The 24,150-nt window shown below is 40.7% G+C and carries 20 protein-coding genes, 2 pseudogenes and 1 riboswitch; of the genes and pseudogenes, 20 read left to right on the top strand and 2 right to left on the bottom strand.

The features are described 5' to 3' along the window. Positions 1 to 125: 125 nt before the first annotated feature. The 16 genes from sftI (at position 126) to M313_RS23970 (ending at position 17,992) form a co-directional block, all read left to right on the top strand. Complete coding sequence (sftI, locus tag M313_RS0117410; RefSeq protein WP_010198252.1) at positions 126 to 1,469, top strand: sulfoquinovose isomerase; 1,344 nt, start codon at positions 126 to 128, stop codon at positions 1,467 to 1,469. A 43-nt stretch (positions 1,470 to 1,512) separates the two neighbouring features. Continuing rightward, positions 1,513 to 2,235 carry a GntR family transcriptional regulator gene (locus M313_RS0117415; protein WP_010198254.1) on the top strand — a complete coding sequence of 241 codons (723 nt, stop codon included), beginning with the start codon at positions 1,513 to 1,515 and terminating at the stop codon, positions 2,233 to 2,235. A gap of 16 nt (positions 2,236 to 2,251) precedes the next feature. Then, positions 2,252 to 3,682, top strand: coding sequence for an aldehyde dehydrogenase family protein (locus M313_RS0117420; protein WP_010198255.1), 1,431 nt, complete (start codon positions 2,252 to 2,254; stop codon positions 3,680 to 3,682). Between the two features lie 154 nt (positions 3,683 to 3,836). Next, positions 3,837 to 4,739 carry an AEC family transporter gene (locus M313_RS0117425; protein ID WP_029326572.1) on the top strand — a complete coding sequence of 301 codons (903 nt, stop codon included), beginning with the start codon at positions 3,837 to 3,839 and terminating at the stop codon, positions 4,737 to 4,739. Between the two features lie 405 nt (positions 4,740 to 5,144). Continuing rightward, positions 5,145 to 6,392, top strand: a complete 1,248-nt coding sequence (locus tag M313_RS0117430) for an ABC transporter substrate-binding protein (protein WP_010198258.1) — start codon at positions 5,145 to 5,147, stop codon at positions 6,390 to 6,392. Positions 6,393 to 6,452: 60 nt separating this feature from the next. After that, on the top strand, positions 6,453 to 7,328 hold the full coding sequence (locus tag M313_RS0117435) for a carbohydrate ABC transporter permease (protein WP_010198259.1): 876 nt from the start codon (positions 6,453 to 6,455) through the stop codon (positions 7,326 to 7,328). A 15-nt stretch (positions 7,329 to 7,343) separates the two neighbouring features. Then, positions 7,344 to 8,153 carry a carbohydrate ABC transporter permease gene (locus M313_RS0117440; protein WP_010198261.1) on the top strand — a complete coding sequence of 270 codons (810 nt, stop codon included), beginning with the start codon at positions 7,344 to 7,346 and terminating at the stop codon, positions 8,151 to 8,153. A gap of 93 nt (positions 8,154 to 8,246) precedes the next feature. Further along, a complete protein-coding gene (locus M313_RS23960) occupies positions 8,247 to 8,828 on the top strand; it encodes a GntR family transcriptional regulator (RefSeq protein WP_010198262.1) in 582 nt (193 codons plus the stop codon). 16 nt (positions 8,829 to 8,844) lie between these two features. Next, a complete protein-coding gene (locus M313_RS26680; RefSeq protein WP_268741884.1) occupies positions 8,845 to 9,030 on the top strand; it encodes a hypothetical protein in 186 nt (61 codons plus the stop codon). A gap of 475 nt (positions 9,031 to 9,505) precedes the next feature. Then, positions 9,506 to 10,063, top strand: coding sequence for a glycerol-3-phosphate responsive antiterminator (locus tag M313_RS0117450; RefSeq protein WP_010198264.1), 558 nt, complete (start codon positions 9,506 to 9,508; stop codon positions 10,061 to 10,063). 21 nt (positions 10,064 to 10,084) lie between these two features. Next, on the top strand, positions 10,085 to 11,575 hold the full coding sequence (glpK, locus tag M313_RS0117455) for a glycerol kinase GlpK (protein ID WP_010198265.1): 1,491 nt from the start codon (positions 10,085 to 10,087) through the stop codon (positions 11,573 to 11,575). 148 nt (positions 11,576 to 11,723) lie between these two features. Then, positions 11,724 to 13,430, top strand: coding sequence for a glycerol-3-phosphate dehydrogenase/oxidase (locus M313_RS23965; RefSeq protein WP_010198266.1), 1,707 nt, complete (start codon positions 11,724 to 11,726; stop codon positions 13,428 to 13,430). 177 nt (positions 13,431 to 13,607) lie between these two features. Next, a complete protein-coding gene (locus M313_RS0117465; protein ID WP_010198267.1) occupies positions 13,608 to 15,371 on the top strand; it encodes a phospho-sugar mutase in 1,764 nt (587 codons plus the stop codon). A 145-nt stretch (positions 15,372 to 15,516) separates the two neighbouring features. Beyond that, a complete protein-coding gene (locus M313_RS0117470; protein ID WP_050780693.1) occupies positions 15,517 to 16,695 on the top strand; it encodes a GAF domain-containing sensor histidine kinase in 1,179 nt (392 codons plus the stop codon). Continuing rightward, positions 16,692 to 17,324 (top strand): response regulator, encoded by a 633-nt coding sequence (locus tag M313_RS0117475; RefSeq protein WP_010198270.1) that lies wholly within the window; start codon positions 16,692 to 16,694, stop codon positions 17,322 to 17,324. The genes M313_RS0117470 and M313_RS0117475 overlap by 4 nt, the downstream gene beginning before the upstream one ends. 128 nt (positions 17,325 to 17,452) lie before the next feature. Beyond that, on the top strand, positions 17,453 to 17,992 hold the full coding sequence (locus M313_RS23970; protein WP_010198273.1) for an NADPH-dependent FMN reductase: 540 nt from the start codon (positions 17,453 to 17,455) through the stop codon (positions 17,990 to 17,992). Positions 17,993 to 18,325: 333 nt separating this feature from the next. Here M313_RS23970 and M313_RS0117485 read toward each other — a convergent pair whose 3' ends face one another. Beyond that, a complete protein-coding gene (locus M313_RS0117485; RefSeq protein WP_029326573.1) occupies positions 18,326 to 18,583 on the bottom strand; it encodes a YhdB family protein in 258 nt (85 codons plus the stop codon). A 139-nt stretch (positions 18,584 to 18,722) separates the two neighbouring features. Between M313_RS0117485 and M313_RS0117490 the strand changes: the two genes are divergently transcribed. The 3 genes and pseudogenes from M313_RS0117490 to M313_RS26475 all read left to right on the top strand — a co-directional run bounded on the left by M313_RS0117490 (position 18,723) and on the right by M313_RS26475 (position 21,752). Continuing rightward, entirely contained in the window at positions 18,723 to 19,751 is a 1,029-nt protein-coding gene (locus M313_RS0117490; RefSeq protein WP_010198278.1) for a M14 family zinc carboxypeptidase, read from the top strand. 174 nt (positions 19,752 to 19,925) lie between these two features. Then, positions 19,926 to 20,089: riboswitch (M-box (ykoK) riboswitch) on the top strand. A 252-nt stretch (positions 20,090 to 20,341) separates the two neighbouring features. After that, the gene (mgtE, locus tag M313_RS23975; RefSeq protein ID WP_234946582.1) at positions 20,342 to 21,262 is read left to right on the top strand and encodes a magnesium transporter; all 921 of its coding nucleotides are present in this window, start codon (positions 20,342 to 20,344) and stop codon (positions 21,260 to 21,262) included. Positions 21,263 to 21,317: 55 nt separating this feature from the next. Further along, positions 21,318 to 21,752 (top strand): annotated as a pseudogene (locus M313_RS26475) (magnesium transporter). Positions 21,753 to 21,769: 17 nt separating this feature from the next. On the opposite strand, the gene M313_RS0117500 reads toward M313_RS26475, so the two are convergent. After that, positions 21,770 to 22,639, bottom strand: coding sequence for a sulfite exporter TauE/SafE family protein (locus M313_RS0117500; protein WP_010198279.1), 870 nt, complete (start codon positions 22,637 to 22,639; stop codon positions 21,770 to 21,772). A 156-nt stretch (positions 22,640 to 22,795) separates the two neighbouring features. Between M313_RS0117500 and M313_RS23980 the strand changes: the two are divergent. Further along, positions 22,796 to 24,150, top strand: a pseudogene (locus tag M313_RS23980) (SpoVR family protein); the annotation flags it as partial.

Genomic DNA, 24,150 nt, shown 5'->3' on the forward strand with positions numbered 1-24,150 from the left:
AGAATTAGGGACTGATTTTACAAGAGACAGTCCCTTTCTATTAAAAACAAAGGTTATGATATTTACAAAAAGGTAGTAACCTATGTTATACTCAATGTAAGCCTATTCATAAAGGGGAACTAATGATGCTAACTAACAATATTTTATATGTACCTATCGGAAGAAAAACATTTGATTTAGAAGCAGGGGAAGCATATCGTCTTCAAAGTTCTGAATGGTTGAATGCTACCTGTGCAAAGGTAATCGAGCCCAATGGTATTTTAACCTCTGTAGAAGAATTGGAAGCTTTCTTGCAAGAAGCTAAACATGAAAAAATTGATACCATTCTATATCAAAGTGTCACATTTGCTGATGGAGAGTTCATGGTTGAGATCTTAAAGCATAGAAAAGAGCCTGTTATTGTATGGTCTGTTAGAGAACCAAGTGTAGGTGGACGCTTACGTCTAAATTCCTTAACAGGCGGAAACAGCACAAGTAATGTATTACGAAATCATAACCACACCTTTGCGTTTGTATTTGGAAATCCAGATGAACAAAAGCTTCAAGATAAATTAACTAAACAATTGAAAGTAAGTAGAGTCCTTGCGCAATTAAATGAATTAACAATCGGTGTAGTGGGAGAACATCCCCCGGGATTTTTCTTCTCAGACACAAACGAACAAGAACTTAAAGAAGCACTTGGCGTGAACTTATATAAAATGGATTTACAAACTGCATTTAAAGAATGTGTAGAGCTACCAAAAGAGGAATGGTTACCTGCCATTGAAAGAGCAGAACAGCAAGTAATCGGCTTAAATCGATCAGATGAAACGGTGACGAAATTCGCCCAATTCTCTACTTATGTCAAAAAGCATATCGAAGCACATGACATACAGGCAATTGCGGTTAGATGCTGGCCAGACTTTTTCAACGATTTAGGAGCTGCGGCTTGTTCCACTCTATCTCAATTTACAGAAGACGGCGTCGTTTCATCCTGTGAGTCAGACATTCATGGCTCTGTATCCATGTTTGTTTTACAACAATTGAGCGGTGGAAAAGCACCGTATCTTGGGGACCTTGTCCATGTAAATGAAGAAAACAATTCTGTTGTATTCTGGCATTGTGGTGCAGGGGCGTATTCCTTAGCAAGAGAAGAGACGGGTGCAACAGCAGGTGTTCATCCAAACAGAAAACTTGGATTCACCATGGACTTTGGATTAAAAGCAGGTGGAGTCACTATCTTCCGAGTGAGTCATACACCAGAAGGGTATCGTTTACTGATTATGAAAGGAGAAGCGCTTGACTCTCCGCAGCACTTCCAAGGTACTTCTGTAGAAGTTGCCCTGCAAAAAGATGTGACAGAGACATTATACGAGGTTATGAATGAAGGATTTGAGCCGCATTTTGCCTTAGTATACGATGACGTGGTGGAAGAACTAGTTGAACTTGGTAGAATGCTAGGAATTAAAACAGAAATCTATGGCTCTTAAAAAGAGTTTGCTTGTCTAAGGGGACAACAAAGGGGTTTTTTATATGCACCATCAAAGCAACAAACAAATAGCGCTCTATCTTCAAATAAAGGAAACTCTTATACAACGAATCCAAGAGAAGACATGGCTGCCAAACAAATTAATACCAACAGAACAAGAGTTGATGAAAGAGTTCGAGGTTAGTAGAACGACCATCAGACAGGCAATAAGCATGATGGTGCAAGATGGATTATTGGAACGGCAGCAAGGACGGGGTACCATTGTTAAATCCCAACAGCTTGTCGGAAGTTTGGGGAGATTAAAAGGATTTGCTGAAGAAGTGTTAGAGCGGGGATTAACACCATATTCTCAGCTAATAAGAGCAGAATTCTCCACCGACTTATATCACGAAAAAGCAATGCTTCAAACGCATGATAACTCCATTTTGGTCATTGAGCGAATTCGATTTGCAGATAATTTGCCCATTGCCTTTGAAAGAAGTTGCTGGCCTAAATCAATTGGCGAGAAGCTCATGAAAGAAGAACTCAATCAAGCAAACTTTTACCAAATCCTTGAGCAAAACGGTATTGCCTTAAGAAAAGCCAATGAAAAAATATCTGCGATGAATGCTACGATGCATGAAGCGGATTTGCTCGGAATTAGGGCCGGGGAAGCGTTAATTGAGATGACAAGATTAAGTTATGGGATTGACGATAAACCAATCGAGTATACCAGAACGAAATTCCGAAGTGATCAATACCACTACAATGTGGAATTAACAAGATGATAAAGGGGCTGTAATGATGACAACAACAACTATCACAACACACGGACTATATATCAATGGACAAACAGTAGAAACGAAAGAAACCATGGCAGTAACAAACAAATACACACAAGAAGCGGCATACCATGTTGCTGTTGCGGAACAAGCTCATGTGAAAGAAGCAGTACAAGTAGCAAAAAATTCTTTAAAAGAAGATTTTACTCCTTATCAACGCTATCAAGTTTTACTAAAAGCTGCACAGTTATTAGTAGCCAAAAAAGAAGAATTTGCTAAAGTATTGGCAACAGAGGTAGGAAAGCCAATCAGAGAGTCCAGAGGAGAAGTGGAACGTGCCGCACAGACACTAGAGATTTCTGCAGAAGAAGCTAAAAGAATTCATGGGGAAGGTGTCCCGGTAGAAGCTGCACCAGGTTCTGAAAATCGCATGGCATTCACATTGAAAGTGCCAGTTGGAGTTATTGCGGCCATCACACCTTTCAACGTACCTCTAAATCTTGTTTGCCATAAAATCGGTCCGGCATTAGCGGCAGGAAACAGTGTCGTACTAAAGCCTGCTGAAGTAACACCTGTATGCGCGTATATGCTAGCTGAAGTACTTACAGAGGCTGGTTTGCCAAAAGGGCGTTTACACGTAGTTACTGGAGACGGCCCAAGCATTGGCGACTGGTTGTTAGAAAATGGAGATGTTAATATGTTTACCTTTACAGGAAGTCCACGTGTTGGGGAACTAATCCGTCAAAAAGCAGGGCTTAGAAAGGTAGCATTGGAGCTTGGAAACAATTCCGCTACAGTGGTTCATTCAGATGCTGACTTAGAACTTGCCTCCTCCATGGTGGCTCAGAAGAGTTTCAATAATGCAGGTCAAGTATGTATTTCGGTACAACGTGTGTATGTGCAGGAGGATGTTTATGAGACATTTGTCCAAAAACTTAAAGAGAAAACAGAGAAGTTTGTAGTTGGTAATCCTTTAGAAGAAACAACCGATATCGGCCCGATGATCCGCTTAAGCGAAGCAGAGCGTGTGGAGGCTTGGGTTAATGAAGCAGTGGAACAAGGCGCAACGGTTGTAACTGGCGCTAAACGGGATGGCGCGTTCTATTATCCAACGATTCTTACAGATGTGCATGATGATATGAAGGTTTGCCGTCAGGAGTTGTTTGGACCAGTCGTTTCAGTTGCACCTTATACGGAAAAAGAGGAAGTCATTGCGAAAGTGAATGATTCTGATTATGGACTGCAGGCTGGGTTGTTTACAAAGGATTTAGGGTTTGCGATGAAGGCTGCCAAGGAAATTGAAGTGGGTGGCTTGATTGTGAATGATGCGTCTGCTTATAGAGTGGATAGTATGCCTTATGGTGGCGTGAAGAGAAGCGGTACTGGAAAAGAAGGCCCTAGATATGCGATTGAGGAAATGACAGAAGAAAGAATCGTTGTATTTAACTTATAAACCGGTTAACTCCGCTGTTGATTTCCGCACTGATCTTCAATCAACAGCTTATGTTTTCCAATCAACACTAGTATGGTAAAGTAATAGGATGGCCTGGCTCGGGTTGGTGGAGCCGGGGCTTTTCCATTTTTTTAGAGGATTGAGGCGAAAAGGTTTGGCTTTTTTACAAGTGCTGCTACCTGTATTTATGATATTTGCCATAGGGTTCATCGGTCAGAAGACTTTGGGGTTTGATACCAAAACATTATCAAAGATGGCCTTGTACTTGCTTTCTCCCGTACTGGTATTTCGAACTTTTTATACAAATGCATTTAGTAGTAATCATTTATATATCATTTTATATACGTTTCTACTTTGTTTTGCACTTATCGCTTTTGTGTATGTACTATCTTGGATTAAAAAATTCACGAGGGCGGAAACTTGCGGGATGATTCTCGCGGCAAGTTTCATGAACAATGGTAATTACGGTACTCCGGTTGCATTATTGCTCTTTGGAGCGGCAGGATTTGAGTATGCTGTTGTATTGATGGTCGTTCAATCATTGTTGATGGGCACAGTTGGGGTGTATTATGCTGCGAAAGGCAGTCCGGAAAATGCTGGCGTAAAAACGGCTTTAAGAGCAGTTATAAAAATGCCAATTCTTTACGGAGCTATCTTCGGTTTATCCTTTCAATTTCTATCTATCCCTGTTTCGTCTTCTATAATGGAAGCTGTCGACCTTGTAGCTAATGCGACTGTTCCTGTGATTATGGTCATTTTAGGGATGCAGTTAGCTAAGATATCTATTAGAAATGCACCAAAGGAAAAATTGGCTTATGCTATTGGCATTAAATTATTTCTTTCTCCTTTAATTGCTTTTGGTTTAACAATGATACTTCCTGTTGATCCAATGGTGAAGCAGTTGATGATTATTATGGCTGCGATGCCTACTGCTGCGAATACGACGATGTATGCGTTGGAGTTTAATACGGAGCCGGATTTTGTTTCAAGTAGTACGTTGATTAGTACGTTGTTGACTATTGTTAGTTTACCGATTATGTTTTGGATTGTTTTATAGAGTCAGTTCCTTTTTCGGGAGCTGGCTTTTTTTGTTTTTTAAACGCCGCTGTTGATTTTCGTTCCAGGCGCTTCGCTTGCCTGCGGGCGGTCCGTGAGCCTCCTCGGCTTGCGCCTCCGGGGTCTCACCTGTCCCTTCCTCCCGCGGGCGTCTGCGCGCCTTTCACTCCATTCAACAGCTAGGCACTCAATGAATCAATAAGTCTCTTAAAATATGAAAAATAAATTATGGCAATTTTGAAAAATATTTATTGAATTTACTGAAAAAAGAAAGTATTATTTTAATTAGGAGTTGTGAAAACGCTGCCATTTGACTTTTTCTTGTGTTAGAGGGGTTACTTTATTTTTAAAGGTAGTAACGTAAGTAGGTTAAGGTAGTAACGTTATAATAAAAGGGGGAAATGTAGTGAAAAAGTTTAAATTGCTTTCGATCATTTTGGCATTAATGGCGTCACTTGCTTTAGCAGGATGTTCTTCTGAAGGATCATCTGGTGATAAGGATGGAAAAACTACCATCAGTTTTATTCACTGGCGTGGGGAAGATGTTGAAGTATTTAATGAACTGATAGCTAAGTTTGAAGAGGAAAATCCAGAAATTAAAGTCGATATGACGGCATACCCGTCGGAACAATACCAATCTACTGCACAAACTTTACTTCGAGATGGTACTACTGGTGATGTTTTTGTTTCCATGCCTGGTTCACAATTTGAAATCATTCAAAAAGCTGGGTTCTTTGAGGACCTGTCTGGCGAAGAGTTCGTCTCTAATTTTAATGAAAGTCTCTTAGAAGTCGGGCAAAGTGAAGGAAAACAATATGCATTACCATATCAACTTGTGTTTAACCAACCTATCTATAATGCAGGAATTTTTGAAGAGTTAGGATTAGAACCACCAACAGATTGGGAAGGGTTCTTGGCTCTATGTGAAACGCTTAAAGAAAATGGATACACACCTATTGCTTTCCCGGGTGCTGATATCGGTCCTGGTCAGTTTATGAACGCTATGATGATGAACAATGCGACAGATGAAGAAGTATTTACAAAACTCGTTAACGGAGAAGTTAAATTGACGGACGAGTGGTGGGTAAAAACGTTATCTCAATTTAAGGAATTAAACGATAAAGAATATTTCCAAGACAATGCTTTAGGAACAAAGCATGATGGAGCGATTGCTTTAGTGGGCCAAGAGAAAGCTGCTATGCTTGCTACAGGTTCGTATGCGATGGCAAATATTAAGAGCCATAAAGAAGACGTTAAATTGAATTTGTTGGCACCAATTACAGTTTCAGAGTCTGAAGCAAAATATGAAGGTATTCACACTACCACTTTCATGTTGGCAGTTAACAGTAAGTCCGAAAAACAGGAGCAAGCGAAAGCATTTATTGAGTTCTTGAGTAAACCGGAGAATGCCTCTGTGTATGCGAATAAGACTGGACAGCATTTGACAGTTAACGATGTAAACTATGAATCTGAAGTTCTAAAAGATACGGTACATTGGATGGATAAAAATACAAGATTCCAACCACGTTATTTAATTCCAAACGCTGATGTGGAAAAAGCCGTTGTTGGTTCGATCCAAGATGTACTAAGCGGTACCGATCCGGCAGAAGCGGCGAAAAAGGCACAACAAATTGTCGATCAAAATTTAAATTAATAGGATTAAAGGAGAGGAGGATGATGTTCTCCTCTTCCTTTCATATGAAAGGGGGATACGATGAAACAGAGTAAGTGGCTTTATTTATTTATTGTACCCGGTCTTATCTTCTATAGTATTTTCTTTATCCTCCCAACGATTAGTGCCGTATTTTACTCGTTCACAGATTGGGATGGACTTACTACTAATTTTAATTTTGTAGGATTCGAGAATTATACCAATTTAGTTACCAATGATTCTATTTTTATTAAATCAATGACAAACAACTTGAAATTCATGTTGTTTGTAGTCGTTTTTCAAACTTTGTTTTCATTGGTGTTTGCGGTTTTACTTGTTAAAAATACTAAAACAAATATTTTCCTTAGAGCTTTGTATTTCTTTCCGACCATTCTTTCCTCTGTTTCAGTAGCTTTTATCTGGTCCTATATGTATGATCCTAACTTAGGAATCATCAATAACCTCTTTACTAGTGTAGGACTTGAAATGCTTGCGAACAATTGGCTCGGTGATCAAAACATTGCCATATACTCCATCGCTTTTGTACAAGTGTGGTTCCATACAGGGCAGATGTTAATTATTTTTGTTGCTGGTTTGCAAGCAATACCTGAGGATCTATACGAAGTGGCCAAAATTGAAGGAGCCAGCCGCTGGCAAACTTTCAGCAAGGTAACATGGCCGCTGATTGCTCCGGCTGCGACTATTGTGGTTGCTTATACAACCATCCAGTCTTTTAAAGCATTTGATCTGATATATGCCATGACAAGGGGTGGTCCGAACTATGCCACGGAGATTCTCGCAACCCATATATACACAACAGCATTCAGAAGCTTTAAATTTGGATATGCATCAGCGGAGTCCGTTATCTTTATGCTGGTCATAGCCCTTATTACATTCCTTCAATTCCGTGTACTACGGGCAAACAGAGTAGAAAATTAGAAGGGGGGAAAGACGATGAAATGGACAAAAAAACTACTACTGTTCATCTATGCAACTCTTATTCTAGTGCCAGTGATATCTATCATACTAGCAACTTTTAAAACAACATCTGAAATTTATGAAAATATATTAAGTCTGCCATCTAGCTTCAACTTTAGTAACTACTTTGGAATCTTCCAAGAGCAGGCGATGGGCACCTATTTTTTAAACAGTGTACTGGTGACATTGGTATCGGTAGTTTTTACTTTGTTTTTTGCAAGTCTTGTGGCTTTTGGCATTACAAGGCTCGGAGGCTGGATCGGTGGCGGTATATTCGTGTTCTTTACCATTGGAATGATGGTGCCGGCTCAAGTTAACATGATACCTTTGTATCAATTAGTCTACAGTTTAGGTTTGACCAATTCATTAGTAGGTTTAATGATAGTCAATCTTTCCGTTACCCTGCCTGTAGCAGTTTTCATTCTTTCCGGATTCATGAGGTCCCTGCCTAAATCCTTGTTTGAAGCATGTACAATTGACGGAGGGAACAACTGGCAGATGTACTATCGAATTGCATTGCCGCTATCCCTGCCATCCTTGTCGGCTACCGCTATTTTTCTATTTGTGATGCATTGGAACGACCTTCTCTATCCACTTTTATTTATCACAAAAGCGGAATACAAAACCCTTCCTCTAGCACTATTAGAATTCCAGGGTGAATATATGACGAACTATCCGATGTTATTTACAGGAGTTATTATCGCTTCTGCTCCAATGATTCTCGCGTATCTTTTCCTTCAACGTTACTTTGTTGCCGGAATGACTGCGGGTTCGGTTAAGGGATAAGATGTTTTGCAATAAATGGTAGTGATGATACTATCTTTTACAGGTGAAACATATTAGAATAGAGGTAGATAGGTAAAAGGAGTGTCGGCAACAGTGAAAATAAATCATAGCAGTCCTGTGCCACTATATCACCAAATCAAAGATATATTGGTAAAAAGGATTGTGGATAAAGTGTGGGGACCTGGAGACTTGATTCCCACAGAACAGGAACTGATGAAAGAATTCGATGTGAGTAGAACAACTATTAGACAGGCGATTACATCGATGGTCCATGATGGACTTTTGGAGAAAAAGCAAGGAAAAGGAACGACAGTCAAGTATCAGAAGTTAGTTGGATCCCTTGGCCGTCTCACAGGCTTTGCTGAAGAAGTGATGGAAAAAGGCTTGATGCCTCATTCCAAGTTATTAAGAACCGAATTCAGGGATGACCTTTTTATTGAAAAAGCTAAACTCAACTTAAATGATGAGGATAAAATATTGGTAATTGACCGAATTCGCTTTGTGAACGATTTACCGATTGCGCTTGAACGTACGTGTTGGCCGGAGGAAATCGGTGAAATTTTATTAAAACATGATCTCAATAACGCTAAGTTTTATCAGATCCTAGAAGAAAACGGCGTTATGTTGAAAAAAGCAAACGAAAAAATAATCAGCAGTCAATGCAACGCTTCATGACGCGGATCTTCTCGGTATAAGCGGTGGCCAAGCTTTACTGGAAATGACTCGTTTGAGCTATGGCATAAACGACAAGCCAATCGAATATGCCAAAAACGAAATACCGCTCCGACCAATATCAATACCAAGTAGAACTAACAAGATAAACCAAAAAACTGCCACAGCGCCCAAACCTAGCCTGTGGCAGTTTTTTAATATGTAAAGTGTATAAGAAGGACAGTTGATTTCCGTTCCAGGCGCTTCGCTTGCCTGCGGGCGGTCCGGAAGCCTCCTCGGGCATTCGCCCTGTGGGGTCTTCCCTGTCCCTTCCTCCCGCGGGCGTCTGAGCGCCTTCCACTCCAATCAACAAGAAATCCCATTCAATCAAAGATTTATAAAAAACGCTTGCATGGAGTCAACTGTAAAACATAATTCTAGCTGTGGATTGGAGCAAATGGCGAAGACTCCTACGGGGGAGTAGCGGCAATGTTGAGACCCCAAGCGTTGCGAGGAGGCTCAAGGTCGCCCCGTGGAAAGCGAAGCCAATTGCGGAAAGTAACAGCGGTATTCCTACAAGCTCCCTTATTATTTTCATACAAAAAGGTTGTAACCTTAATACAAAACGTATTAAAATGTAGGTAAGAAAAATGTAAGCGTTACAACTAAACTCGATTACCAGATGAATTGAGGTAAACTATATGACATTCCAAAACCAAACCATACTACCAGCAGTGAAAAACGGAAAAACACTCGAAAGGTTTTTACAAAGCAACTACGAATATGGTGTGATATTAGACAGTCAACTTTCACAAATACCGAATTATATAAAAGCAGCAAATAGAGAGAAGAAAAAACTGTTCGTCCACGTGGACCTTATTCAAGGTATAAAAAATGACGAGCACGCAGCAGAATTCTTATGTCAAACCATAAAGCCGGCTGGGCTCGTCTCTACGAGGGCTGCAGTGATCGCAAAAGCCAAACAAAGAGGTATTTACGCTATACAGCGCCTCTTTTTACTTGATTCCAATGCAGTGGAGAAAAGTTATCAGGTAATTGAAAAGGTTCAGCCCGACTTTATTGAAGTATTACCCGGGGTTGTCCCACATATGATTAGGGAAGTAAAAGAAAAAACAGGCATTCCTGTATTTGCAGGAGGCTTGATCCGTTCAGTAGAAGATGTGGATCGTGCGATTGAAGCAGGAGCAACTGCGGTTACCACATCTAAACAGGATCTTTGGGAACATTATTCGAAATAAGTGATAAGGAGAGTGCTAGAATTGGAGAAATACATTTTATCATTAGATCAGGGAACAACAAGTTCACGAGCAATTTTATTTAATAAAAATGGAGAATCGGTGTACACCGCACAAAAAGAATTTCAACAATATTTTCCTAAATCAGGATGGGTGGAACATAATGCAAATGAAATTTGGAGCTCCATCCTGTCAGTTATTGCGTCTTGCTTATCAGAGTCAGGGGTTAAACCTAACCAGATTGCTGGTATTGGTATCACCAATCAACGTGAAACGACTGTTGTGTGGGATAAAGAGACGGGGCAACCAATACATAATGCTATTGTCTGGCAGTCAAGACAGACTTCCGCTATTTGTGACAAACTTAAAGAAGATGGCCATGAACAGACCTTCCGGGACAAAACGGGGCTATTAATTGATGCTTATTTCTCTGGGACAAAAGTGAAGTGGCTGCTAGATCATGTTGATGGGGCCCGAGAGCGTGCGGAAGGTGGCGAGTTGCTATTTGGTACCATTGATACGTGGTTGATCTGGAAGCTTTCAGGTGGGAAGGCACATGTGACAGACTATTCGAATGCCTCAAGAACGCTTCTATACAATATCCATGAATTGAAATGGGATCAAGAATTACTTAATATACTGGATGTTCCGGCAAGTATGCTTCCAGAAGTGAAGCCATCATCAGAAGTTTACGCACATACAGTGGACTATCATTTCTTTGGACAGGAAATTCCGATTGCAGGTGCGGCAGGAGATCAGCAAGCAGCACTTTTTGGACAAGCTTGCTATGAAGAAGGGATGGCGAAGAACACGTACGGGACAGGTTGCTTTATGCTGATGAATACAGGCGAAAAGCCGATCAAATCAGAGAGCGGACTTCTCACTACCATAGCGTGGGGAATTGATGGAAAGGTAACTTACGCATTGGAAGGCAGTATTTTTGTAGCAGGATCTGCTATTCAGTGGCTTCGAGATGGACTCCGTATGTTCAAGGATGCTAGTCAAAGTGAAGAATATGCCACAAAAGTAGATTCTACTGACGGAGTGTATGTCGTGCCGGCATTCGTTGGTTTGGGTACTCCATATTGGGACAGCGATGTTCGAGGAGCAGCCTTTGGATTGACCAGGGGCACATCTAAAGAACATTTCATTCGTGCCACGTTAGAATCATTGGCCTATCAAACGAAAGATGTGTTAACGGCGATGGAGCATGATTCAGGTATTTCTTTAAAAACATTGCGTGTAGATGGTGGAGCAGTGAAGAATAATTTCTTAATGCAATTTCAAAGTGATATGCTCCGGGTCGGGGTGGAGCGACCATCTGTCAATGAAACGACGGCACTTGGCGCAGCCTATTTAGCTGGCCTGGCTGTTGGTTATTGGAAAAATAAAGAGGAGATCGCCTCACAGTGGCAGGTTGAGTCAACCTTTGAAGTGGAGATGGACAATCAAAGGCAGGAAGAATTATATAGTGGCTGGAAAAAAGCAGTAAATGCAACTATGGCTTTCAAGTAAGCGTTGCATATGATATACTAAAAACAAGTTAATATTTCGGTTGGAGATTAGGAGAGACCACAGAACATGTTCAGAGCAAATGCTTTGTCTATGTTTTCTGTGGTCTCTTTTTGTATATATACCTACTAAGAGGATGGAGGCAATTAGAATGAATAAATTAAACTTTGCGAGCTTTAACAGAAGCCTTATTTTAGAAAAGATGACAGAAGAGACTTATGACTTATTAGTAATCGGTGGTGGTATTACAGGTAGTGGTATAGCCTTGGATACTGCAACACGTGGATTAAAAACGGCTGTCGTTGAAATGCAGGACTTTGCTGCCGGTACATCCAGCCGCTCCACTAAGCTTGTACACGGAGGACTACGATACTTAAAACAATTAGAAGTAAAGATGGTGGCAGAAGTAGGGAAGGAACGTGCGGTCGTTTATGAAAATGGTCCACATGTTACGACACCTGAATGGATGTTGTTGCCGATTCAACAAGGAGGAACATTTGGGAAATTCTCGACGTCCTTAGGTTTAAGGGTGTATGACTTCCTGGCAAATGTAAAAAGATCGGAACGCCGCAAAATGTTGAACGCACAAGAAACGCTAACACGTGAGCCACTATTAAACAGCAAAGGGTTAAAAGGTGGAGGCGTTTATGTAGAATATCGTACAGATGACGCGCGCCTTACCATCGAAGTCATGAAGGAAGCGGTCAAGCGCGGGGCAGAAGCAGTCAACTATGCAAAAGTAGAAGAACTCTTGTATGAAGATGGAAAAGTAGTAGGAGCAAAAGTGGTCGATCAATTAACCAAAAAGACATATACGATCCGTGCTAAAAAAATTGTAAATGCTGCTGGTCCTTGGGTAGATACTCTACGTGAAATGGACGGCTCCAAAAAAGGAAAGCATTTGCAACTTACAAAAGGAATTCACTTAGTTTTCGATCAGAAGAAATTCCCGTTGAAACAGGCGATCTATTTTGATACACAAGACAAAAGAATGATTTTTGCCATACCGCGAGATGGCAAAACATATGTTGGGACAACGGATACCGTATATAAGGAAGACATGGTACATCCACGTATGACTAAAGAGGATAAGACCTATGTACTTGAAGCGATTTCTTACATGTTTCCTTCCTTAACGTTGAAGGAGTCTGATATTGAATCCAGTTGGACGGGGCTACGTCCGTTAATCCATGAAGAAGGAAAATCAGCCTCTGAGATTTCCAGAAAAGACGAGGTGTGGATCTCAGACTCTGGGTTGATTACCATCGCAGGAGGAAAACTGACAGGTTATCGTAAAATGGCAGAAATGGTTGTTGATTTAATTAATAAGCAGTTTGAAAAAGAAACCGGTAAAAATTATGGGAGATCCAAAACAAAGCATATGCCGATTTCAGGTGGAGATGTTGGAGGTTCTACTAACTTTCCTTCCTATATGAAAGAGAAAGTAAACGAAGGAATGAAACTAGGGTTTACAGAAGAAGAAGCTACTAAGCTTTCCGCAATGTACGGGTCAAATGTGGATAAACTTTATGCCATTGCCAAAACAGATGCAGCTCAAGCCAAAAAAGCTGGGTTACCATTAGATGTGTATGTTAGGGTGTTGTATGCAATTAGAGAAGAAATGACGACAACTCCTTCAGATTTCTTCATCCGCAGAACGGGAGCATTATTTTTCGACATCGCCTGGGTAGAGAACTGGAAATCAAAAGTTTTGGAACTAATGGGCAAGGAATTAGTTTGGAGCAGAGAGCAAAAAGAGCAACATCGAATCTTTTTAGAGCGTCATTTGCATGATGCAGTAAGAGCGGTGGACGAAGAGCAGGGTTTTGATCAAAAGGTTTCCAATAAAATTAGTTAAGTTTTTTAAAACAAGGAATTGCATAAGGCAATTCCTTTTCTTTTTTAGTATAATAATGAGTGAAAACGTTCACGAACGCGTAATTTGTCATAATTCGACGTATTATTTTTGCAGGAAGCATTAGTATGGAAGTAGAAGTCTTACTATATCCTGATAAACGCAAGGAGGAAAAGACAGATGAAATGGATGGAGAAATTTGATCTTTGGGAGTCACACACCAAACTTGATGAAGAAATGGTGAAGCTGATACAAGAAATGAAGCACGATGACAAGGTGAAAGAAGAAAGCTTCTATAAGGAATTGGAATTTGGTACAGGTGGAATGCGCGGGGAAATCGGCGCAGGTACAAACCGAATGAATATATATACTGTTCGAAAAGCGTCTGAAGGATTGGCACGATACATAGAATCCTTTGGTGAAGAAGCGAAAAAAGGAGGAGTGGCCATCGCATATGATTGCCGTCATAAATCTCCGGAGTTCGCAATGGAAGCAGCAAAAACGTTGGCAAGCCATGGCATCCAGACGTATGTATTTGAAAGCCTGCGTCCGACACCGGTACTATCTTTTGCTGTTCGTTACTTAGGAGCATTCTCCGGTATCGTTGTAACGGCAAGCCATAACCCACCGGAATATAACGGCTATAAAGTGTATGGTCCAGATGGAGGACAATTGCCGTTGTTTGAAGCAGATCAGGTCATCTCCAAAGTGAATGAAATAGAAAATGAGCTTGAGATCCAGGTTGCTTCTGAAGAGGAATTGAAAAATAGAGGCCTGATAAAAATTATCGGCGAAGAATTGGACAAGGAGTACTTAAAGCAGCTAACTACTATTAGTGTACACCCTGAGTTAGGGGAAGAAATGGGTGAAGCTGTGAAGGTTGTTTTCACTCCATTACACGGAACAGCGAATCTGCCAGTACGTGAGGGGCTTGCTGCACTTGGATATAAAAATGTGAAAGTGGTGGCAGAGCAAGAACAGCCAGATCCAAACTTCTCTACTGTATCCTCTCCAAACCCGGAGGAGCATGCAGCATTTGAATTGGCAATTCGTGATGGCAAGCAAATCGATGCCGATATTTTAATCGCAACAGATCCGGATGCAGACCGTCTTGGAGTAGCAGTGAAAAATGCTGACGGGGAGTATGTCGTATTGACTGGTAATCAGACAGGTGCTCTTTTCCTACACTATATATTGTCTGAAAAGAAGGCAACAGGTACACTTCCTTCCAATGGTGTCATGTTAAAAACGATTGTAACATCAGAGTTTGGCCGTGTGATTGCCGACAGCTACGGTGTTGCAACAGTAGATACGTTAACTGGTTTCAAATTTATCGGCGAGAAAATCAAGCAGTATGAAGAGAGTGGAGAATACACCTTCTTATTCGGTTACGAAGAGAGTTATGGTTCCTTGATTACTGATTTTGCTCGTGATAAAGATGCGGTTCAAGCATGCATCATGGCAGTGGAAATCTGCGCATTCTACAAGAGACTTGGCAAGACGATGTATGAAGGGTTAATGGAGTTGTATGAGGAATACGGCTACTACTTGGAAGGCATGAAGTCTTTGACGTTAAAAGGAAAAGAAGGAGCAGAACAAATTGCAAACCTTCTGACAGCATTCCGCAACACGCCACCAGCGGAAGTGGCAGGATACGCGGTTACAGCAATCGAGGATTACTCCACGCAAGAAAGATTGGTTGTGGAAACAAAGGCTGTAGAAAAAATGGAACTTCCAAAATCAAATGTGCTGAAATATTTCCTTGAAGACGGCACATGGGTATGTGTAAGACCTTCTGGAACAGAGCCGAAGATTAAGTTCTACTTCGGAACGCAGTCAGAGACAATGGAAGACAGTAAAGAGAAATTGGAAACCATCTCGACTTCGTTGATGGAGAAAGTGGATCAGTTTTTAAATAGCATGAATTCTGTAGGAAAAGCTTAATTAGACAAACAAGATTGCCGTTTCAAGCAGAGTATTTGTGCTTGAGGCGGTTTTTTGTTGTTCTGCTACGACCAAAGTCGTACAAAAACCCGGACTTTTTCCGAAGGCCAAAAGGGATTCCCGCTGTTACAATAGAAAGATATAGATGACATGTAAGCTAGATGAATCAAGGGGGACATGCATAGTGGTCCAGGAAAATCAAAGAATTCAAGAACTGCGTGCGCTGAAAATTATTGCGGAATCGCTTAATCAAGCGAATGACTTACCGACAATGCTTGAGAGTGTGTTAAAAGAACTACTTCAAGTGACTAGCCTCCAAACAGGCTGGATTTACCTTATAGATGAAAAAGGAAACTATACATTGGCAGCGGAACATGAGCTTCCGGGTGCACTCAAAAACAACAATAAAAAACCGATGTGTGAAGGCGGGTGTTGGTGCCTTGATCGCTATCAGGACGGCAGGCTCAAGCGTGCATCTAACATCATAGCCTGTAAAAGGTTAGAGGATGCAGTCAAATTTGAATGGGGCGAAACAAACAATATTACCCACCATGCAACAGTCCCATTACGTGCAGGAGAAGAAAAGTTTGGTCTTCTGAATGTAGCGGCACCTTCTAAAACACATTTTTCAGATACGGAACTGGCGCTTTTAGAGTCTGTTGCCTATCAAATTGGAACTGCAATTAAGCGTATCAGGCTTTCTGAAAATGAGCAACATCTCTCCATTTTGGCGGAAAGAAACCGCTTGGCAAGGGATTTGCATGATTCGGTCAATCAACTTCTTTTTTCACTCATGCTTACGGCAAGAGGAACAAAAGAACTTACAAAAGACCAGCAAATCCTCGAAATGCTGACTTATATGCAGGAACTTTCACAAGAGGCATTAAGTGAAATGAGAGCGCTTATCTGGCAACTGAGACCTGAAGGGTTGGAAAATGGGGTCGTCAGTGCGTTGTTAAACTACGGAAAAGTTCTTGGACTCACCATCCATTCCGAAGTGAAAGGCGTGATTAACCTCCCAAACCACATGGAAGAATGCTTATGGCGCATCGGTCAGGAAGCATTGAATAATTGCAAAAAGCATGCAGGTGAAAAAAAGGCTTGTCTGCTAATAGAAGTGAAAAATCAAAAAGTCTCTATGGAGATCAAAGATACAGGATTAGGGTTTTCTTTTACACAAAGTAAAGAGATTCCTTCACTAGGTTTAAGAAGTATGAAGGAGAGAACGGAAGCTCAGGGTGGTACGTTCACGTTGTTAAGTGAACTTGGAAAAGGTACGCTTGTGCGTGTGGAGATGCCAGTGACAAAGGGGGAGAAAAAATGATTAGAATTGTAATTGCAGATGACCACCATGTGGTAAGAAGAGGCCTGCTTTTTTTCTTAAAAACGCAGAAAGATATAGAAATTGTAGGGGAAGCGAAAAACGGGAAGGAAGCAGTAGAGCTTGCCGAAGCATTGAAACCAGATGTTATTCTAATGGATTTGGTTATGCCTGAGATGGATGGAATTGAAGCAACGAAACAGATCGTGGAAAGGAATATCCCGTCCAAGGTATTGATTTTGACCAGTTTCGCTGACCAGGATCATGTCATCCCTGCCATACGTGCCGGTGCAACTGGCTATCAACTGAAGGATGTGGAACCTGACCAATTGATTGAATCAATACGTGCCGTTCACCGGGGAGAAAGTCAACTTCATCCTAAAGTAACGTCACATGTGATGTCCCATTTTACGAAAGGATTCGGAAGCACAAACTTGCATGAAGAGTTGACTAAACGCGAGCTTGAAGTTTTAGCTGAGATAGCAAAAGGAAAGAGCAATAAAGAAATTGCCTCTTCTTTGTTTATCACCGAAAAGACTGTTAAAACCCATGTTTCGAATATTTTGGCGAAGCTTGAAGTAGCAGATCGGACTCAGGCAGCATTATATGCAGTAAAACATGGCATTGCTTGATCTACGACTTTAGTTGTAGAAAAAATGAATCATTTTTCGTAGAGAAAGTTAGCTATTTCTTCCGATTTGCCAAAGAAGAATGTCGAATATACTAAAAGTATAAAGACAACTGAAGGGAGTAAATAGTGATGAATATTTTAGCGATAAGCGGTAGTCCGAGAAAAAATGGCCGCACAGGAATTGCAGCAAGGTTTTTTCAAAATAAATATGGTGTAGAGGTTATTGATTTAAGTGATGGCGACATTCCGCTATACAATGGAGAAGCTTATCAGGCGGAGCTTGAAAACGTGGAGTCCTTGAGAGCAAAAGTTAAAGGTGCCGATGCGGTTCTGCTTATGTCTCCTGAATACCATAGCGGCATGAGTGGTGCATTGAAAAATGCGTTGGATTTCTTGGGCAGCGAGCAGTTCCATAGCAAGCCTGTTGGGTTGCTAGCAGTTGCAGGTGGTGGTAAAGGCGGAATCAATGCATTGAACAATATGCGTGTGGTGGGCCGTGGCGTTTACGCAAATGTGATACCAAGGCAATTGGTGTTAGATCCGCATTGTTTTGATTATGAAAATGATTCGTTGAATGATGAAAGTGCTGAATTGGTGGATGCACTTTATAAAGAGTTAGTGATGTATGTGAAAATGCGTGAATATGTGATGCAAAGTGAAGAGGCCTGATAGAGGGCCTTTTTTTATTGTTCTAGCATTTGTTAATAGGTCTTCATGGTCAGTATGGGTCAGTATGAAGACCTGTGTGGGAAGAAAATCGGGCGAGAGAAGTCTTCATGGTCGGTATGAAGACTTGAGTGGCAAGAAAATCGGGCGAGAGAGGTCTTCATGGTCGTCTGTTTTCTTCTAGGGATACTTTCTTTCGTTACTTTGTCAGAAATCCGTACATGCAAAGTCTCCTTGGCCCAAAGTGATTCCGTCCGATGAAAATTTCTATTGAATGCTAAAAACAGCAACCCAAGGCTCGTAACACCCCGGATCACTGTTTGCTTAAGAAATGATTTACACCATATATCCGTGACTGATTTCATCCAATTGATCTTCTGTGCTCCTTGTTACAGCGTGATCAATATATCGGAGCAATTGATACAGGTTCTTCTCAATTTCCTTATAATCCTTAGAGAAGTTGTAGGAATGAAGGAAATGCTCGATATTTTTGGAGAGGAAATCATCCTTAGTCCGCACCATCAGGATAAGCAAGTTATCCCACTCAGATCGGTGCGTGTAATATAAGGCGCGGTCATAATCAACTGTGTTCATCTGGAATCCTCGCCTCCTCTTGTTAAGGAGTGCTATTATTTTGTGTCAAAAAGCGATGTTTCCTCCGTTGAAAATGTTGGTCGTATCTCCATTCGAAAACTTACACAAAATAATTGAAATGCGATTTTGAGGTGTATAAATGAAACGATGGAAAGCGATTGTTTTACTGTTTATATTTGTGCAAATTAACCCAAATATTTCAAGTGCAGAGCAAATAGTGAATGCTCAAGAATGGTATACGTATGACAGGATGCGGGAAGATCTTAGGCTTTTGAAAAGAAAGTATAAGGAAGAGATTCAAATTAAGTTAATTGGAAAATCAGAGTTTGGTCAAAATATTTGGGCTGCGAAAATAGGTGAAGGAAAACAAAGCATCATTATACTCGGGGGTCACCATGGAAGGGAATGGCTTACGACAAGTCTTGTCATGACAAAGCTTGAATATTACTTAAAAGCGTATAACAGCGGTCAAGATATATTTGGATATAATTCTCAACTGTTGGATGAGGTTTCAATATGGTTTGTTCCAATGGTCAATCCAGATGGGATACGGATTCAACAAGAAGGTATAAGTTTTTTACCTAAACATCATCAAAGTCGATTAATCCACATGAATGAGAATAGTATGGATTTTGATCGATGGAAAGCAAATGGGATGGGAATAGATTTGAACCGCCAATACCCAGCCGGCTGGGAAAGCATAAAAGAAAAAACGGCAGTTCCAACCTATCAATATTATAAGGGGAAATACCCACTTCAGGCGAAAGAGGTACGGGCAGTGGTACATTTTACAAAAGAATTAGACCCGTTGATGGCGGTCTCCTATCACTCCTCGGGGAGAGTACTGTATTGGTACTTCAAGAATCATCAAGCAGTGGTAAAACGAGATAAACAAATTGCAGATCACCTATCAAAGTTAACAGGTTATGTACTGGACCAACCAGAGGAGCATGCAGTTGGTGGAGGGTTTTCGGATTGGTTTGTTTCTGAATTCAATAGGCCTTCTTTTACCCCAGAGATTTCTTATTTTGTTGGGGATACAAATCCTCCGATAGCTGTCTTTCAGGAAGAGTGGGATCGAAATAAAAAGGTGGGGGTATACCTTGTTGATAAAGCGAAAAACCTGTTTCTTGAATGTAATGATTCTAAAATGAATGAGGCAGAATAACGGTATAAGTTTTTCAACACGAAGAAACGGGTATACACTCTGCTAAGGGTTTTAATTGTATGGCAAGCAGTAATATTGTCATGAAGAAAAGAAAATGAACAGATAACTAAAAAAGGTTGACACCATTCGTTTTCCCCTTGTAGAGTAGTAATTGTGAAAACTCGATTAAACTCATTTTACCTTCGTTAGGTGAGGCTCCTATGTGGAGATATGCTGCTGCCCAGAAACGTCCAAAGACGCCAATGGGTCAACAGAGACCATCGATATAAGGTGGTATTTAATGCAGCTGGATTATTCCTATGCCACATAGTGCTAAAGCTCTACGAATGAGGGAATACATAAGGATCAACTATGCCTTCATGCGCCTTCATTCATCCCAATGACAGGTGCTTTTTTTAATGAGTGAAGTTACACAGAATTTAATTAAAGATCATTCAAGGTGGTGGTAACGAAAATGGATAGTAGTCCAAGTCCGAGGACGAATTTTATAAGAAGTACAGGAACATACATATCATTATTAGTTACCACACAACCGGTAAAATAAAGATGTGATTCCTTGTACTCCTTAGCATGCAGAGGAGGCAAAGCTCATGGTGAACAACATGACAGAGGATCAAATCATTCTAAACATCATTACCTTTTTAAAAGACGGGAAGCGAAAAGCTTTCCAAGATATTATAGAAGAGCTTCAACCATATGATACAGGAGTCATCTACCAACAGCTTCCTGAAAAACATAAAGTAAGATTTCTTACCTACCTTACAATTGAGCAATTAACTGCACTAATTCAAGAGCTGAACCAAGAATTGCAATTAGAAGTATTACAAAAAATCGGCGTAGAAAAATCAGCTAAAGTTATGGACCGTATGGATAATGACGATTTAGCATCTTTATTCGACGAAATGGATCCAGAGGTTAAAAGCCGATTCCTAGCAAAAATGAACAAAGAAGAATCCACCGCCGTTCAGGACTTAATGAAATATGAAGCGGAAACTGCCGGTCGATTGATGACTAACCGGTACGTGTGGATCCCTCAGGAATACACAGTCCGAGAAGTGGTCGATAAACTCAAATCATTCGCGGAACTAGCTGAGACCATCAACTACTTATATGTGATTGACGAAGAGAAAAGGCTTGTAGGCGTTGTCTCTTATCGTGACCTTATTTTGGCGGATGCGCACGAAAAAATTCAGGAAATAATGTTTTCCAGGGTCATTTCGGTTCATGTAGATACAGACCAAGAAGAAGTGGCAAATATCATCGAGCGTTATGACTTCTTAGCGGTCCCTGTTGTGGACGATGAAAAAACACTGATTGGAATCATTACAGTCGATGATGTCATCGACGTCGTCATTCAAGAAGCAAATGAAGATATTGAAAAACTTTCAGCATCTGGTAAAGATATTGACTTTGATACACCTGCTCTAGTGGCTTCTGCAAGACGTTTTGCCGTGGTTGATCTTATTATTATTTATTGGACTCATTTCAGGCAGTATTATAAGCGGGTTTGAAGATACATTAGGTACAGTTGTAGCGCTTGCATTCTTTATGCCGATGATTGCAGGGATGACAGGTAATACAGGTACACAGTCACTTGCAGTAATTGTTCGTGGACTAATATCACGGGATTTGGATAAAAAGCTGGTTACAAAAGTTGTTTTACGTGAACTTGGAGTGGGAATAACCATTGGAATTACATGTGCTGTTTTTAATTGCCATCATTGCATTTGTTTGGCGAGGAGATTTGATTTTTAGGAATGGTTGTAGGAGTTTCTTTATTTTTTCACACTGATCATCGGTACACTGGCGGGTACCATCATCCCATTAATTCTTTATAAGTTAAACATTGACCCGGCCATTGCATCGGGTCCACTTATTACAACAGTAAATGATATCCTTTCATTATTAATTTATTTTTGGAATTGCGACAGCATTTCTATCATATCTAGCACCATAAAAAAATATAAAAAAAGTCCATCCTTACCAACAGATTTCTGTTAGAAAGGATGGACTTTTTTCTAATGCGACGGCTGTGCTTTCTTCTTTAAAAGCCTCATCAGCAAGAAGATATTAATAAATATGGTGTAACATCCTATAGCAACCAAGCCAACTGTAGAAAGTTCTATCATCTCTAAGATGAGGCTAAGCATGGTAACGATATAAAGGAAACCCAAAAGCTTTTGAATACTTCTGCTTTTAAAGAAAGAGGTCGCTTTTGCACCCAATTGAGAACCAAAGATGGCTCCGGCAATTAAGAATAATCCTACTTTGAAATTAATTGGATTATTGACTGCATAAGTAATGAATCCTGCACTGACAATCAAAATAACTCCTGCAAGGCTTGTTGCTACTGCCTGTTTAGATGAGAAGCCGTAGTAAGCAATCAATAACGGTACAATGATAAATCCGCCACCGACACCGAGTGTAGTAGATAGGAACCCTGCAATGAAACCGATGAAAATGAACTTCCAGAAGCTTTGTTTGTTGGAAGTGGCATCATAATCAACTCGATTATCCCCTTTATCTTTCTTCAACATTTTATAGGCAAAATAAGTGAGTAAGGCAAGGTATAGAATTGGTACAACAGTGGTGTCGTATCCATTAGACTCAAGCCAGCTTACAACGGGGTAGGCAATTTGTGTGGCAACAACACCACTCGCTCCAATAATGACAGCTGCTTTCCATTGGATATTTTTCATTTTAAAATGTGCATACACACCAGCCATGGATGTTCCGATGGTATAAAGAAGACTAGTGGAAATCGCCTCAATTGGTGTGTAACCAATAAGAAGCAATACAGGAGTAAGTACAAGGCCGCCTCCTATTCCAAAAAAACCGGAAAGCATACTGATTGAAAATCCTAATAGTATAAATAATAAAAATTCCATAAATGTATTCTCCTCCAAAAACGCTTATCTACAGTATAACATTGTGCCAAAGTCAGGGGTTTGTATATAGAAAAAAGTCGCAATAGAACAATCCCCTCTCATGTTATTGTCACCTTGTTCATACATTGTGATAAGAGGAAAAGGGAGGTAGTTTTGATGAGAGCAAATGATGAAAAGGCCTTATTCCATGCCATTGATGAAATTACCGAGATTGCCAAAGGGTTTGGACTGGATTTTTATCCAATGCGTTATGAAATTTGTCCTGCTGATATCATCTATACGTTTGGAGCATACGGAATGCCGACACGCTTTTCCCATTGGAGCTTCGGGAAGCAATTTCACAAGATGAAACTTCATTATGATCTGGGACTCAGTAAGATATATGAATTGGTAATCAACTCTAATCCATGTTATGCCTTTCTGTTAGACACTAACTCACTTATCCAGAATAAGCTGATTGTGGCGCATGTACTTGCCCATTGTGACTTTTTTAAAAATAACTGCCGGTTCCAAAACACGAACCGGGATATGGTGGAAAGTATGGCGGCTACAGCGGAGAGAATTAAACAATATGAACAAGATTATGGGAAAGGGGAAGTAGAGGACTTCCTTAATGCCGTACTTGCGATACAGGAGCATATCGATCCTTCCTTAGTCCGTTCGAAGCTTGCTTGGAGCATGGAGGATATGGAAGAAGAGGAAGAGGCACCGAAAAGGGCGAGCCAATATGATGATCTTTGGAACTTGGATGTAAGAAATAAACCTAGAGCAGTCCCAAAAAAGAGGAAAAAGAAGTTTCCTCCACAGCCGGAAAAAGATATTCTGCTATTCATTGAACAATACAGCAGCGAGCTTGAAGACTGGCAACGTGATATCCTGACCATGATGCGCGAGGAAATGCTCTACTTCTGGCCGCAAATGGAAACAAAAATCATGAACGAAGGCTGGGCTTCCTACTGGCATCAACGTATCCTGCGTGAGATGGATCTGACAAGCGATGAGGCATTGGAGTATGCAAAATTGAACGCTGGAGTTGTGCAACCTTCCAAGACTAGCATCAATCCATATTACTTGGGTATCAAAATTTTTGAAGATATCGAGGAACGCTACGACAATCCATCCGAGGCAATGAAACGGGATGGTGTGAAGCCTGGCTCAGGTAGGGAAAAAATGTTCGAAGTAAGGGAAGTGGAATCTGATATTTCCTTCCTGCGCAACTATTTGAATAAGGACCTCGTCATGCGGGAGGATATGTATCTGTTCCAGAAGCAAGGCAAAGACTATAAGATAGTCGATAAAGCCTGGGAAGGGGTCCGCGATCAGCTGGTGAATATGAGGGTAAACGGTGGTTTCCCATATATTACGGTAAATGATGGAGACTATCTAAGAGCAGGCGAGCTATACTTGAAACATTGGTATGAGGGAATTGAACTGGACCTTAAATACCTGGAGAAAGTGATGCCGTATATTTTTCAAATTTGGGCGTCGGTCCTGTTCACATGGAATCGATG

Origin of the sequence: Bacillus sp. m3-13 (assembly GCF_000175075.1) — a bacterium.
GTDB lineage: Bacteria > Bacillota > Bacilli > Bacillales > Bacillaceae_I > Sutcliffiella_A > Sutcliffiella_A horikoshii_C.